Below are 15,005 nucleotides of genomic sequence, written 5' to 3' on the forward strand. Positions count from 1 at the left end.
CCCCAGACCGCAGCTTGATCAACTTAGCGGAAATGGCATTGCCGCCAGTCCGGGAACACCGCCGGTCCGGGAACACCGCGACAACGGTCTGGACACCCGCCCGGAAGCACCCGCACCACCGTGCGCGACCAGGGCTGACGGGAGGAGGGCACCCATGATGCCGACGGGGAATCGGGGGTCCGTAGCATGACTCCACCTTCGTCCGATGGGACTCTGCCACTCGTGGGTGACTCTGTGGATTCGACCGCAACGGCCCGCGCCGACGCCAAGGCCGGCGGAGACGTGTTCCCGATGGGGACGCGCTTCCGGCCGTGGGGGATTCTCCGCACCACCCCTGCGGCCATCTGGGTGATCACTCTGCTCTTCACCGCGCTGCTGGCCGGCTGGTCGGTGATGATGCCGCAATACCATGCGCCCGACGAACCGAACCACGTGGACGCTGTGATGCGGCTCGTCGAGGGCAAGGGCTGGCCGCATCCGGGCCGTGCGATCGTGACGCAAGGTGGCGTAGGGGCGATCATGGCCGCCCCCTACGGATCCGAGGAGCGGCCCCGCGACCTGTCAGCCGGCCCGTTCACCGCGGCCGACGCCGTCCCCCGCCACGATCGTCCCAGCTGGGAGGAGTTGGACCGGACGCCGGCGCCGAAGGGTGGCATCCAGCAGCTCGTGCAGCATCCCCCGCTGTACTACTGGGTTGACGCCATGATTCTCAAGGCCGTCCCCGGCGGTGGCGACCACCTGCGCTGGGACGAGATCATCGGGATCCTGCGCCTGGTCAGCGTGGCAATGGTCGCGCCGTTGCCGTTGCTCGCCTGGGCCGGGGCGAACCGGCTCAGCGGTGGCAGCCGGGTGGCGGGGATCTGTGCCGCCCTGGTACCGCTCGGGATCCCCCAGCTCACCCACATCGGATCCAGCGTCAACAACGACAACCTGCTGGTTCTGACCAGCGGCCTGGCCACGGTCTCGATCGTCTACGTGCTGCGCGGGGACACCTCCCTGCGCACCGCGGCCTGGACGGGGGTCTTCGTCGGCCTCGCCCTTCTGACGAAGTCACTGGCGATCATGCTGGTCCCCATGGCGGCGCTGGCCTACCTCGTCGCCTGGGGCCGGGCCCAACGCGACGCCCGGGCTCCGTGGGCGCAGGGACCAGCGGCCGCCGTGGCGGCGACCGGACCGGCCGCCATCGCCCCCTACCCGGCCGCCCCTTACCCCCCCGCCGACCCCCGCACAACCAGCCCACATGCAACCGGCTCTCACCCCACCGAGACGGAGCCCTTCCTGCTCGCCGAGGCCGGACCCACGGGACCACCCGCCTCCGCGCTTCGCGTGCCCTGGCGCCAACTGCTGCTCGGCGGCGCGCTGGCGATCGCGCTCGGCGGCTGGTGGTGGATCGTCAACATCGTCCGTTACGGCACCTTCCAACCGGAGACGCCGGGATTCCCCCTCGGCCAGTATCTGAGCGACGACTGGGGTGCCTACACCGAGCTGCTGATCAACGGAACGATCCTGCGCTGGTGGGGATCCTTCGGATGGTTCGAGGTCAACCTGACGACGGTCCCGGTGCGCACGGGCACCGCCGTCGTCATCGTCTTCTTCGCCCTCGCCCTCATCCGGGCCCGGACCGGACGCATCCGGGTGGACCTGCTGTTCCTGCTCTGGCCTACCTGGGCGCTGTTCGGCCTGATGACCCTGCAGTCCGCGAAGAACTTCGACAGGTACTTCCACGTCAGCGGGATCTCCGGCCGCTACCTGTATGCGGGCCTGGCGTCGCTGGCGATCGGGGTCGGGATGGGCGCGGCGGCGACCGGCCGCCATCTCTCCCGGATCATGCCGCTGCTCTTCCTGGCCGGCGCGACCACCCTGCAGGCCTGGGCGATCTCGATGGTGTTTCCGCACTTCTGGCAACTCGAGGGCGGCGACCTCGGCGACGCGTGGGACGCGATGGCGGCGTGGGCACCGTGGTCGGAGGGCACCCCGAAATGGCTTGCCGGCGCGGTGTGCGTCCTCGCCGTGGCGGCCCTGGCCTGCTGCATCGGGGTCCTTGTCACCGGCGGTCCGGCCCCGTCAAAGGGACGGTCACCATCGACGGGACAGCGACCGGCTCCACCGCTCGCGCCGTACCCGTCGCACCTGCCGTCGCCGGAACGGCCGCGGCGCGCCGCCGCGCCGGATGCCACCACCGGCTCGAAGGCGGTCACCGGCTCGGGCCCGGCGGCCGGTACGGGCCCGGAGCCCACCGGCCAGGGCCCCTCCGCCGCAGGGCCTCCGCACTCCCCCTGATCCGGCATCGCCGACAAGGAACCGGAAACCATCCGACCATCGTGCGCGTTCACTCACGAAGAGTCACACTGAATCCCGAGCCTCGGACAAGGCGCAACCGGCCACGGCGGCGCTGCGCATCGGAGCTCGGGGGCCTCGGATGGTGATTCGGAGGCGCATAGGATCCGCGATGTCAACCATCTCGGTTCGGGAGGGGTCTTGCGCCGCAAGCGGGAGACGGGCAACGCGCGGACGGTGGCGCCCCCGTCCGCATCGCCCGCTCCACCCGGCCCCGCCTCCGGGGCGAACCCCCTGGCGCCCGAGACGCCCTCCGGGCCCGTCGCTCGGTCGGGACGGGGGACACCCTCGGCGCCGGACTTCGACCCGGTGGGCGGCAGCGGTCTGACGGCACCGCCCATGGAGCCCCTCGACAGCAGCGACCCGACCGAACTGGGCCAGTTCACGCTGCTGGGGCGCCTCGGGGAGGGCGGGATGGGGACCGTCTTCCTCGGGCGGAGCAGGCCGGACGTCGCCGAGTACGCCGGCCGGCTCGTCGCGGTCAAGGTCATTCGACCTGACCTGGCCCGGGTGCCCGAGTTCCGGGCCCGGTTCCGCCGGGAGGCCGACATCGCGCGCCGGGTCGCCCGCTTCTGCACCGCCGAGGTACTCGATGTCGTCGATCCGCCGGGCGGGCGGCCCTACCTCATCACCGAGTACATCGACGGCCTCACCCTCGCCCAGACGGTGGCCGCGGCCGGCCCACTGCGGTCGGCCGACCTGGAGCGCGTCGCGGTCAGCGTGGCCGCGGCGCTGACCGCCATCCACGGCGCCGGCCTCGTACACCGTGATCTCAAGCCGTCCAACGTGCTGCTCTCAGCCTTGGGCCCCCGCGTCATCGACTTCGGCATCGCCCGGGCGCTGGACGCCCCGACGATGCTCAGCCAGGAGATCCAGCGGATCGGTACACCGGCGTTCATGGCCCCGGAGCAGGCCAACGGCGAGCCGGTGACGGCGGCGGCGGACGTCTTCGCATGGGGTGGCCTGGTGACCTATGCGGGCACCGGCTCCTTCCCCTTCGGGGACGGGCCGACGCCGGTGCAGCTCTACCGCGTCGTACACCGCGAACCACTGCTCGACGGTCTCGCTCCAGCCCTGCGGCCGATCGTCGAAGAGGCCATGCGCAAGGACCCGGCCACCCGGCCGAGTGCCCAGGAACTGTTCCTGCGTCTGGTCGGAATGGGCCCGACCACGCATCCCGACCCGGAGGTGACCCGCGTCATCCGTGCCGGGGCATCGATGCCCGCGCCCCCGCAACGGACCGACCCGGACCGCTCCGCGCCCGGACAGAGATCGGATCCGCCCACCGAGGCGGAGTTGGAGGGACCGCCCGGCGCGGGTCGTGACGAGACCGGGGACGAACCCACCGGGCTAGCGGCGACCGGAGGCAGGGCGAACCGGGGCTTCACGCCCGTCGACCCTGATCCGGGCGGGTCTGCCTCGGGCGAGCCGGTCGGCGCCGGGCCGCCCGTCGACCCGTCGGCACGGGACCGCGGCCGGTGGAACTGGCGCCGCGTCGCGCTGCTGGCCGCCCCGGTCCTCGCGGTCCTGCTCATCGCGGCCCTCATGCCATTCGCGCTCACCACCGGCAGTGACCGGCGGCCGAGCCGGGAGGAGACGGCCGCTCGCGTCGCTCTGGCCGCCGAGGCCGTCCGCAACTCTGATGCGGACCTGGCCGCCCGGCTGTCCCTGGCGGCCTACCGCATCAGCCCGGTGTGGGAGGCCCGCGCCGGGCTGCGCACCTCCTTCGCCGCCGCGACGGCGACGGTGCTCGACGGGCACACGCAGTCGGCGCTCGGTATGGACATCAGCCGGGACGGGCGCCTGCTGGCCTCGACCGGTGCCGACAACCTCGTCCAGCTGTGGGACATCTCCGCGCGTTCCCATCCGGTGAAGCTCGCCACCCTGGCCAGGCACACCTCGTGGACGCTCGACGCGGCGTTCAGCCCGGACGGACGGCTGCTCGCCACGGTCAGCTACGACCGGTCGGTGATCCTGTGGAACCTCAGCGATCCGCGCCGCCCCGTCGAACTCTCCGTCATCCTCGGGCACAACGGCTGGGTGCTCGACGCCGCGTTCAGCCCGGACGGGAAGGTACTCGCCACCTCGGGCTATGACAACACGGCCCGGCTGTGGGACGTCACCGATCCGCGCCGCCCCAGTCAACTGTCCGTGCTCGACCGCCACACCAGTTGGGTGAACGAGGTCGCATTCAGCCCGAACGGTCACCTGTTGGCGACCGCCAGCGCCGACCGGACGGCCCGGCTGTGGGACGTCACCGATCCGCGCCGGCCGCGACCGCTCACGGCCATCACCGCGCACACCGACTACGTGTGGGCGGTCGCCTTCAGCCCGGACGGCCGGCGCCTCGCCACGGGCGCCTATGACGGTACGGCCCGAATCTGGGACATCACCAACCCGTCCCGGCCGGCGGCCACCGCCTCCTTCCCTGCCGACGAGAAATGGGTGTTCGACGTGGCGTTCAGCCCGGACGGCAGGACCCTGGCCACCGCGGGCTGGGACACCACGGTGCACCTGTGGGATGTCACCGAACCGGGCCGGCAGCCGGCGATCGGCACCATCACCGGGCACGGGGACTGGGTCCAGGCCCTGGCGTGGACACCGGACAGCCAGGGCATCGCCACGGCAAGCGACGACTACACCGTGCGCATCAGCCGGATCGGTGACGCCGACCTGATCGCCGCCGCGTGCGCCGACCCGTCGAAGCAGATCACCGATGCCGAATGGCAGCGCCACATCTCGGACGTGCCCTACCAACCGGTCTGCTGACCACCCGAGGTCCGGTCCGAGGTCCGGTCCCACGGCGGTCGCCGCGTGCCCGGCGGCGCTGCCGGCGGGGGTGGCGCCGGGGCGGCCGAGCGGCGCCGCAGAGCGGGCAGGGCGCCACGACCCGCGACACCGCTCTCGGCGATCCGCGTCTGCACCCTCGCCAGGCGGTCCTGTCCGGTGGTGCTCAGCCGGGACCGCAGCACCGAGTTCGCGATCCGCGCGACCTGCATCAGCTTGGGCTCGTCGACGTCCGCGGCCGCCCAGTGGCTCTGGGCCCACCGCTCCTCGCGTTCCTGCTCGTGCCGGCGGAGCTCGGCGACCTCCTGCTCGAGCTGGGCGATGCGGTGCAGGTGCTCAAGCGCGATCGCCGCGAGCCGGCTGCGCTCGTCGTCCAGGCGCGCCCACTCCCGCTGCCGCGCCCGGGCGACCGCGGCCGCGGTGTCCTGCAACCGCAGGACGTGCAGGTAGAGGTCGATGCGGTTGCGTTCCAGGCGGGAAAGTAACCGGTTGGACACCCACGGAGTGAGCAGGTCGGCGACGCGACGCGCCCAGGGAGCCCGCCGGTCGATCACCACGCCCAACCCGAAGATCGGTGCCACGGTGAAGAAACGCAGGTCGGGGTGGTCGGCGACGAAGTCCTCGACGGCCGTGCGCACCCCGTTACGCGGACCGCCCTCGGTCAGCGCCCAGGCAAAGGCTCCCATGCCCCGAAATCCCCCGGGAACCGTCTCCCTGTTGTCGATCTCGACACCGACGTCCCACGAGTGCGACTGCCGGGCGTCCTCGGGAATGCGGTCGGGGTTGTAGTACTGGTCGCGCCGGCCGGCCGGCCAGCCGACGTCGTGCAGGATCACCAGGGGAAAGTAGGACCGGCCGAACAAGGTGACCGCGCGGTCGATCTCGGTGAGCTCGCCGTGCACGGTGGCGTAGTTGTGGTCCCCGTCGATGAGGTAGGCGTCGGTCGGCGCGTGGCCGTCGAGCGCCTGCGGGCTGTGCCCCCGGATCACGTGCACGTCGAGGCCCCCGCCGGAGGCCGGCGACACCCCGGGCTCGGGATCGATGACCACTAACCGCCCGCCACCGCCACGGCGCAGCAGGTCGACGAGGAGCGAGGTGGTGACCCCGCTCTCGGAACCGATCTCCGCGATGCTGCGCGCCCCGGACGCCTCCAGCAGCGGCACCCAGATCTCGCGCAGATCGGACAGGGAGTGCAGGAGCAGGGGCGCCAGCGTGGGTTCGGCGGCGTCCCCGACCTCGACGGCGTGATCGCTCTGCCGGGTGAGCGCCGTGCCTGGTCCGGTGCCCGGTCGGGTGCCTGGTCCGGTGCCCGGTCGGGCCTCGAGGTCCGTTCCCGCGTCCATTCCGGCGGCGACGGCGGCGAGCTCGGCGAAACTGTCCCGAACCTCGCTGCGCTCTGAGTCCGGGCGGTCCGTCACCGCGGTCCCCCGAGCTCGCGCCGGATCTTGCGGGCCGCCCGCAGCGGCAGGCCGTCGCGGGCGGGCTCCGCCGCGGGCAGAGCCAGCGGATCACCCCGGATGCCCATCCAGCCGAACGCCAGCTCGACGTCGAGGGCGTAGACCCCGGCGAGCTGCGGCTGCGTGGCGAGGTCGATCGTGTAGACGAACTGTGGGTCGTCCCCGGTGATCTCCACCAGGTTCGGCTGGAGCAGCCGGCCGCCGAGGAGTGCGAGCCGCTGGGCGGAATCGTCCAGCGAGGTGATGGTTATCTTGTCCGGCTCTGGGGTGTTGTTGATATGAAAGGACAGCGTCAGCCAGTCCAGGCGGAGCAGACCGCGCCGACCCGCCGGGTCGATGCGGATCCGGCGTGCCCCGACCGCCTCCAGGCTGAGCCGGACGATCGACAGGCCGTCGCGGGCCGACCGGGTGACCGCCGTCTCCTTCGGACCATTGACGAAGTCCCCGCCCGTGTCGATGTAGACCTCCACGGGCCCCGCGGCGGCCTCGGGCGAGACCTCCTCCGGCGGGATGCCCGCGGCGGCGGCCAGCCCGCTGATCACCGCCAGCGGCCGGTTCGCGACCCCGGCCACCCCGGCGGGCCAGTAGAGCTCACGCATGGAGATCCGGTCGATGTCGGCCGGGGTGAGGTACGGCATCCGGCGGACCAGCTCCGGCGGCAGCAGGCCCTCGGTGGCGTCGGAGCCGAAGTTGTCGTCGTGCGCCCAGGCACCGAAGGCCGCGGCCTCCACCGCGGTCGGCCGGGCGACGAAGCGGGTCAGCGTCCGCAGTCCCGCCTGGCGCGCCCCGGCGCAGGCCAGCGACGGCATCGGGGTCTCCGAGCGCCGGTAACGCAGCCATTCCCGCTGGAAGGCCAGGACGCCGTCCTGGACGGCGGCTCGCTGGGCGACCTGCGTCCGCGAGGTCCGGTCGATGCTGAGCACCGGATTACCCATCTCGTCGAAGGAGACCAGTGACCCGACGTCGGGCATGCAGAGCTGCTCGAGTACCTCGGGGCTACGCATGAGCTGGTTCGCCAGGGTCTCGGGCTGACCGCTTGTCGCAAGATATCCCTCCAGCTCCAGACCGGCCAACCGGTGCGTCATCGCCGCCTGGTTCGTAGCCAGGTACAGGCCGAGGATGTCCAGCCCGCGGCCGGTGGAGGCGAGCAGCCGGGTGAGCAGCGCCTGGATGGTCCCGCCCCAGCCCAGGTCGAGGAAGACGACCCGGCCGCTCTCGGGTAGCTGGCTGTCGAGGTAGCGCACGTAACGCTCACGCAGGCGGGACGCGGTCAGCACGATCTCGCTGCGGATCCGCTCATCGGAACAGAGCGCCTCGAGGGTGTCGTCGAGCAGGCCGGGCACGTCGAGGCGGCGGTCGGCCAGCGCCGAGATGCCGGCGACGTTCTCCAGCCGGACCCCGAGCTGGCGCAGCAGCTGCCCCACACTCGGCGCGTGCCGACGGACCAGGAAGCTCCTGAGCTCCTCGGGGTTGCCCTCGAAGACGTTGGCCAGCGCGCACACCTGCCGCGACGCCCACAGCGTCGAAATGGTGACCCCGACATCCTCGCCGGGACCGACGAGCAGGCGGGAAAGGAAGTCACCCTCCCGCATCAGGCAGTGGATGTGGTCGGCGCCGAAGTCACGGGCCCGTTCCACGGCCCACTCCGCGAAACCGGTGAAGACCGGCCCGAAGACCGTCGCGCCGGCCTCCCAGTACCGGCGCAGCCCCGCGGGGACCGCGAGGGCGTCGGCACGGTGCAGTGACCGGGCCCGCAACGCGGTCATCCCGTAGTCGCCGTCCACCGGGTCGATCGGGAGGTCGTCGCTCGGCGCCTTACGCAGACCCTCGAGCTCGAGGGTCTGCTCCAGCGCCCCGGAGTACTTCGGGTAATGGATGGCGACAAGCCCGTGCTCGCGGGCACCCTCGACGTCGGCGACGGGGTGGTCGCCAAGGTGCACGACCCGGGACGGCTGCAGGTTCGACGCGGCGAGCATGTGCTGGAACAGCCCGTCGCTCTTCGACGTCCCCGCGTCGGAGGAGGTGAAGATGTGGGTGAAGGGCACGCCGGCCAGCTCCGGCCGGTTCAGCAGCCGTTCGAGCTGGCCGGCCGAGAAGTACGTGTCGGACAGCAGGTAGACCGGCAGGCCGAGCTTCGTCATGGCGAGCTCGGCGAGCTCCACCACGGCGAGGTCGGCGCGGCAGAGCTCGCGTTCGACCGCGACCTCGGCGTCCAGGAGGTCCTGGACGCCGAGGGCACCGGGCAGCGCCGGCAGCAGCAGCTGCCAGATCTCGTCCAGCCGCACCTCATGGGTACCGCGGGTGGCCCTGGCGTGCAGGCGGGCCAGCTGCTCGGCGTGGACCCGCAGCCAGGCGAACTCGCCCGGGGAGACGCTGGCGGGCAGGTGGCCCGCGTCCGCGAGCCGCCGGCCCAACAGCACGAAGGCATGGGCGGGCTCTGGCACCATGCGCCACAGGAGGGTGTCGAAGACATCCAGAGTCAGGGCCTGTGCCCCGCCCGACTCCAGGTGCGACCACACTTCGCGTAGCCGGACGTCGGTGAACACGACCGTCCTCTCCGTGCGGCCGGTTACGACCGCTCCATGCGGCCGGTTACGACCGCCTCCGCCGGGTCAGCCACGACGGCCGGCGTGCGTCGGGATTCTCCCGCGCGGTCTCGGCCGGCCGAAGCCAGATGGACGGATCAATACTATGAACCGTGCTCTGGCCGTCGGCCACCGGAGTGGGTGGCGTCGCCCGCCCGGCGATGGCACGGTACCGTCCGATTCTGACGAGAAGCGGGCCAGTTCGACCCTATACACCATTGATTATTCATCCGTAAGCAGGGCGATACTCTCGGTAGCCGGAAAGACGGCCGGCCGGGTCGCGGAACCCGCTTGGACGTGGGACGAACCAGGGACGCCTCGGTCTCGGTAGTGTTCAGGTCCCCGGAGTGTCGAGCCAGAGTGTCGAGGAGGAGCGGACAGGTGCAGCTCCAGTCGCGCCATGGCGGCGAGCGGTACCCGCGCATTCGGGAGACGGGGAGGGCGGGCCGTGTCACATCTGGCTGACGCCGCGCTGCCGGCGGGGGCGCCGATGGCTCCGTCCGCCCCGGAGCCGGAGACCGGTCCGCCCGGGCCGGAGCACCATCACGCGCTGGACTCGAGTCGGCTGGCCCGTCGCAGCCGGGCCCAGACGAGGGTGCGCTGGGAACTGCTGCGCAATCTCATCCGCAAGGATCTCAAGATCAAATACAAGGGATCGACGCTGGGATTCGCCTGGTCACTGGCGAATCCCATGCTCCTTCTCGTCGTGTATACCTTCGTGTTCCAGATCGTGCTGAAATCAGGAATCCCCCGCTTCGGTATTTACCTGATGTCCGGACTGCTCGTCTGGAACGCCTTCTCGGGCAGCGTGTCCGCGTCCTGCGGCAGCGTCGTGGCGAACGCGAACCTCGTCAAGAAAGTCCGCTTTCCCCTCGCCGTGCTCCCCCTGTCGGCGGTCGGCTTCGCCGCGGTGCACTTCCTGCTGCAGCTGCTGGTCCTGTTCGTGGTGATCCTCGCGCTCGGCTACAGCCTGCTCGGCCCCGAGCTGCTGCTGCTCGTCCCGGCCGGAGCCGTCGCCCTCACCTTCACCGTGGCGCTGTCCCTGCTGGTCAGCGCGCTCAACGTGCGTTACCGCGACACCGCCCATCTGCTCGACGTGGCGCTGCTCGCCTGGTTCTGGCTGAATCCCATGGTGTACGCCTTCGGCCTCATCCAGAACAGGTTGGCCGACCTGACCTGGGTGTACCTGCTCAACCCGATGGCCGTCGTGGTCATCACGTTCCAGCGGGCGATCTACGATCCACCCCCGGGTAACTCGACGGGTTCCGCCCCCATCCTGGCGAACCCGGGATACACGTTCTACCTGGAACATCTCGCCGTCGCCGGGGTGATCTCCCTCGTCCTGCTGTGGCTGGGGCTGCACGTGTTCCGCGCCCTGCAGGCGGACTTCGCCGAGGATCTGTAGTCGGCCCGTGGCGGACCGGCCCTGTCCTCGTCGCCCGCCGAAGGCCCCGGGAGCCAGCACGCCGACCGCGGTGCGATCATGATGGGACGTCCGCAGGCGGCCAGCAAGGAGTAGCAGTAGTGGCCCGACACTCGTCCGCGTACCCGCCGAGCCCCGCCGCCCCGCCCGAGGGCAGGGAGGCCGCCGCGCCACCCGGCCCGGCGCGCGAGGCGCCCGTGGTGATCGAGGCCGCCGGAGTGAGCAAGAAATTCGTCTCCTACCACAACCGGGCGACCAGTCTGAAGGAACGGTTCGTCCGTCGGGGCGGCCCCGCCGGGGACGACTTCTGGGCACTGCGCGACATCGACGTGACGATCGGGCGAGGCCAGACGGTCGGTCTCGCCGGTGCGAACGGCTCGGGCAAGTCGACGCTGCTCAAGGTGCTCGCCGGGATCCTGCGCCCGACGGACGGACGGGTCGCGGTGCACGGTCGGATCGCCTCGCTGCTCGAACTCGGTGCCGGGTTCAACGGCGAGCTTTCCGGCCGGGACAACGTCTACCTCAACGCGTCCCTGCTCGGGCTGTCCAAACGGGAGATCGATCAGCTCTTCGACTCCATCGTCGACTTCTCCGAGCTGCGCCACAAGATCGACGATGATGTCAAGCACTACTCGTCGGGCCAGTACGTCCGCCTCGGCTTCGCCGTCGCCGTGCACGTCGACCCGGACGTGCTGCTCGTCGACGAGGTCCTGGCCGTCGGGGACGAGGCGTTCCAGCGCAAGTGCCTGGCCAAGATCGCCGAATTCCGGGCGCAGGGCCGCACGATCCTGTTCGTGACGCACTCCCTCGACCTCATCGAGAACATGTGCGATCGCATCCTGGTCCTGGAGTCCGGGTCGCTGTTCTTCGACGGCCCGCCGGCCGTGGGTACCAAACTGCTGCGGCAGAAGCTGGGCAGCCTGCCCGCGGGGGAACCGGTCTCCTACCAGTACGCCACGGTCAGGCCGGAGTCGGTCACCTTCAGCCACAAGCCGGGCGGACTGCCTACCGTGCAGTACGGCCCCGGCGAGTCTCTCACCGTCAGCGTCGAGTTCGACGTCACCGAGGGTGCCCCCGAGCACATGTACCTGCACACCTACATCGTCGGCCAGAGCGAGGTACCGATCTGGATGATGGAGACGCCACCCGGCGGGCTCGCTATCGGGCCGGGCCGCCACATCGTCGACTTCTCGGTACCACGCCTGCCCGAACTGCTCGGCGCCTTCGCGGTGAAGGTGCACGTCTCGGACGCCGCCACCGGCGCCCCGGTCACCACCCGCCGGTTCGAGGAGCTGTTCGGCGTCGGTGGTGCGCAGGCGGACGGACTGCTCAAGGTCGACTACGATGCGAGGTTGCGCGGATGAGCGAGGAACGCCCGACCCGGCCGGCGGCGGGATCGGCCGCCGAGTCGAAGACCGCCGAGCCGCTGGCGACCATCGTGATCGTCAACTGGAACGGCGCACATCTCCTCCCGGCCTGCCTGGACGGCATCGCCAAGCAGGAGGCGGATTTCGCCTACCAAACCTGGGTAGTCGACAACGCCTCGTCCGACGGCTCACGGGAGCTGCTCGCCGAGCGCTACCCCTGGGTACGCGTGGTGCCCGCGGAGCGCAACCTCGGTTTCGCCGGCGGCAACAACCTGGCGCTGCGCCAGGTCACGACGCCCTTCGCGGTCCTGGTGAACAACGACGCGATCCCCGAGCCCACCTGGATCGCCGCGCTGCTGGCGCCGTTCGACGAGCCCGGCGGCCGGCATCTCGGCGCCACCACCGGCAAGGTCGTCTTCCTCCCCCGGTTCCTGCGGATCAGGCTGCACACGCCGACCTTCGTCCCGGGTCCGCACGACTCCCGCGAGCTGGGAGTGCGGGTGTCCTCGGTGACGGTGAACGGGCGCGAGGCGCTGCGCGAGGTGCTCTGGGAGAAACTCACCTACGGTGCCGAGGGACCGAGCGGCTCGCCGTACTTCTGGACCCGAGGGGACGACGAACTGTGCGTGCCGATCCCCGACGGCGGCCCGGTCACCCTCGGGTTCACCTGGGCTGCGGAATCGCGCAAACAGGTCACCCTGAGCTGGGACGGCCCGACGGGCACGTCGGCCGGAGGGCGGGCGGACCTCGCGGTGGGCCCCGAGTCGACGACGGTGTCGCTGACCGTCGGCGGTGAGGCGCCGCGGGTGGACGTCATCAACAACGTCGGCGGCATCGTCCTGACCGACGGTTACGGTGCCGACCGCGGTTACCAGCAGGTCGACGCCGGCCAGTTCGACCAGCCGGAGGACGTGTTCACCGCCTGCGGGAACGGGATGGCGATCCGCTCGCCGCTCGGCCACGAGCTCGGCTGGTTCGACGACGCGTTCTTCCTCTACTACGAGGACACCGACCTGTCCTGGCGGATCCGGGCCCGCGGGTACGGCATCCGCTACGTCCCGGGGGCGGTGCTGCGTCACATCCACTCGGCGTCGAGCGTCGAATGGTCACCGCTGTTCGTCTTCCACACCGACCGCAACCGGCTGCTGATGCTCACCAAGGACGCGACCGCGCCGATGGCGCTGGCCGCCGTGATCCGCTACCCGCTGACCACGGTCTCGATCGCGGTGCGCACGCTGCGCCAGGCACAGCGCGCGCGCAGCCGACCCGCGATCCGACCGACCCTGCTGCGGCTGCGAGTGTACGGCTCCTACCTGCGGCTGCTGCCCGACATGCTGCGGGCCCGGCGCGAGATCGGGCGCAGCGCCGCGCAACGGCGGGCGAGCCTGCAGAGCTGGCTGGTGTCCCGATGAACGATCCCGCGAGAGCCGGCCAACCGGCCGGCGACGCACCGGCCGAGGGCGACCGACCGGTCGGCGGGGTGCGGGCGGCGGTCTACAACCGGTTCTGGCACTCCATGGGCGGCGGGGAACGCCACAACGGCATGATCGCCCAGGTACTGGCCGCCGAGGGCGCCACGGTCGACCTCCTCGGGCACTCCGAGGTCGACCTCGCGGCGCTCGGCGAGCATCTCGGGCTGGATCTCGCCGGCTGCCGGTACGTGCGGTTGCCGGACCGGGGCGAGGAGGCCATCGCCGTCCTCTCCGGGCGCTACGACCTGTTCGTGAACGGTTCGTACATGAGCCGAATCATGCCGAAAGCCCGCCACTCGGCGTACCTGTGCTTCTTCCCGACGCCGTTCGACCACGACATGGCGGCCTGGCGTAAGGCCGCGGTCCGCACGGCCGGGCCGCTGCTGCGCGGGGTTCGCCCGGCGGTGAGCTTCGGCCAGGGCTGGTACCCGCCGGAGGGCGGCCGCCGCCGGCAGTGGACCTGGACGAACGGGGCGGGAATCCTCGCTGTCAGCCCGGGCGAGCGGCGCACCCTGCGCGCCGATATCGGCCGGCCCGGCACGCCCGTCGGCACGGCCTTGCGCCTCCTCGACGCCGACGGCAGCGTGCTGGCCAAGCTGCAGATCGGCACCGACTTCACCCCGTTCGAGGTATCGCTGCCGCCGTCGGCGAACGGTACCGAGCTCACCCTGGTCAGTGACGCGTTCTCGCCGGGCGCGGCAGACGTGCGCGAACTCGGCGTGGCGGTGAGCCGGCCCCGGGTCACCGACGGTGGCGAGGGGCCGATCGCCCGGCTCCCGCTGCGTTTCCCCTGGCTGCTGCGGGACCCGGCCGACCTCGGCTACCTCGACGGCTACAACGTGGTCATGGCCAACTCGCGGTTCACCCGCGGCTGGATCCGCCGGTTGTGGAAGCGCGACGCCGACCTGCTGTTCCCCCCCATCCAGGTGGAACGGCTGCATCCGGCGCCGCGGCGGGAGAAGGCCGTCGTCACCGTCGGCCGGTTCTTCGCCCCCGGCCTCGGCCACGCCAAGCGACAGCTAGAGATGGTGCAGTGGTTCGGCGACCTGTACCGCGCGGGCGACCTGCCCGACTGGACGATGCACGTCGTCGGCGGCTGTGAGGACTCTCAACTGCCCTACCTGGAGCAGGTCCGGGCGGCCGGCGCGGGGCTGCCGGTGCAGATCCATCCCAACGCCCCGCGCGCCGAGGTCGAACGGCTGCTCTCGACCAGCTCGGTGTTCTGGTCGGCCACCGGGTACGGCGAGGACGACGACCGGCGTCCCTGGACGGCGGAGCACTTCGGGATGACCACCGTCGAGGCGATGGCCGGGGGCTGCGTTCCCGTCGTCATCGATCGGGCCGGCCAGCGAGAAATCGTCCGGCACGGGGTCGACGGCTACCGATGGACCGGCCCGGAGCAGGTTGCCTCCTTCACTCGCCGGCTCGCCGCCGAGGACGGTCTGCGCGGTCGGCTCGCCGCCGCGGCGATCGAACGCGCCCAGATCTTCTCCGATGCGGCGTTCGCGCGGCAGTGGCGGAAGATCGCCACCCGGCACGGGCTGTACGAGCGGTGAAGCGGCGCGGTGTGGCGTGGC

Annotated in this window: 8 protein-coding genes; 6 read left to right on the top strand and 2 right to left on the bottom strand. The window is 71.3% G+C overall.

The window, feature by feature from the left end:
• The first annotated feature begins 234 nt into the window (after nt 1-234).
• Nucleotides 235-2,280, top strand: a complete 2,046-nt coding sequence (locus AC08OT_RS03970) for a DUF2142 domain-containing protein (RefSeq protein ID WP_476602541.1) — start codon at nt 235-237, stop codon at nt 2,278-2,280.
• Between the two features lie 471 nt (nt 2,281-2,751).
• Nucleotides 2,752-5,106: a WD40 repeat domain-containing serine/threonine protein kinase gene (locus tag AC08OT_RS03975; RefSeq protein WP_476602547.1), complete on the top strand. Its 2,355-nt coding sequence runs from the start codon at nt 2,752-2,754 to the stop codon at nt 5,104-5,106.
• Here the strand turns inward: AC08OT_RS03975 and AC08OT_RS03980 are convergent.
• Together AC08OT_RS03980 and AC08OT_RS03985 are read right to left on the bottom strand one after the other, a co-directional pair.
• On the bottom strand, nt 5,088-6,542 hold the full coding sequence (locus AC08OT_RS03980) for a class I SAM-dependent methyltransferase (RefSeq protein WP_476593398.1): 1,455 nt from the start codon (nt 6,540-6,542) through the stop codon (nt 5,088-5,090). The two genes, AC08OT_RS03975 and AC08OT_RS03980, sit on opposite strands and share 19 nt — an antisense overlap.
• Nucleotides 6,539-9,127, bottom strand: a complete 2,589-nt coding sequence (locus AC08OT_RS03985) for an HAD family hydrolase (protein ID WP_476595198.1) — start codon at nt 9,125-9,127, stop codon at nt 6,539-6,541. Before AC08OT_RS03985 ends, AC08OT_RS03980 begins: the two co-directional genes overlap by 4 nt.
• Nucleotides 9,128-9,614: 487 nt before the next feature.
• On the opposite strand from AC08OT_RS03985, the gene AC08OT_RS03990 reads away from it, so the two are divergent.
• From AC08OT_RS03990 to AC08OT_RS04005, 4 genes are all read left to right on the top strand, one after another.
• Nucleotides 9,615-10,571 carry an ABC transporter permease gene (locus AC08OT_RS03990; RefSeq protein ID WP_476593400.1) on the top strand — a complete coding sequence of 319 codons (957 nt, stop codon included), beginning with the start codon at nt 9,615-9,617 and terminating at the stop codon, nt 10,569-10,571.
• A gap of 119 nt (nt 10,572-10,690) precedes the next feature.
• Entirely contained in the window at nt 10,691-11,953 is a 1,263-nt protein-coding gene (locus AC08OT_RS03995; RefSeq protein ID WP_476593401.1) for an ABC transporter ATP-binding protein, read from the top strand.
• On the top strand, nt 11,950-13,368 hold the full coding sequence (locus AC08OT_RS04000; protein WP_476593402.1) for a glycosyltransferase family 2 protein: 1,419 nt from the start codon (nt 11,950-11,952) through the stop codon (nt 13,366-13,368). Before AC08OT_RS03995 ends, AC08OT_RS04000 begins: the two co-directional genes overlap by 4 nt.
• Entirely contained in the window at nt 13,365-14,984 is a 1,620-nt protein-coding gene (locus tag AC08OT_RS04005; RefSeq protein ID WP_476593403.1) for a glycosyltransferase, read from the top strand. The genes AC08OT_RS04000 and AC08OT_RS04005 overlap by 4 nt, the downstream gene beginning before the upstream one ends.
• The last annotated feature ends 21 nt before the right edge of the window (nt 14,985-15,005 follow it).

This window comes from Frankia sp. CgJB1 (assembly GCF_977947065.1).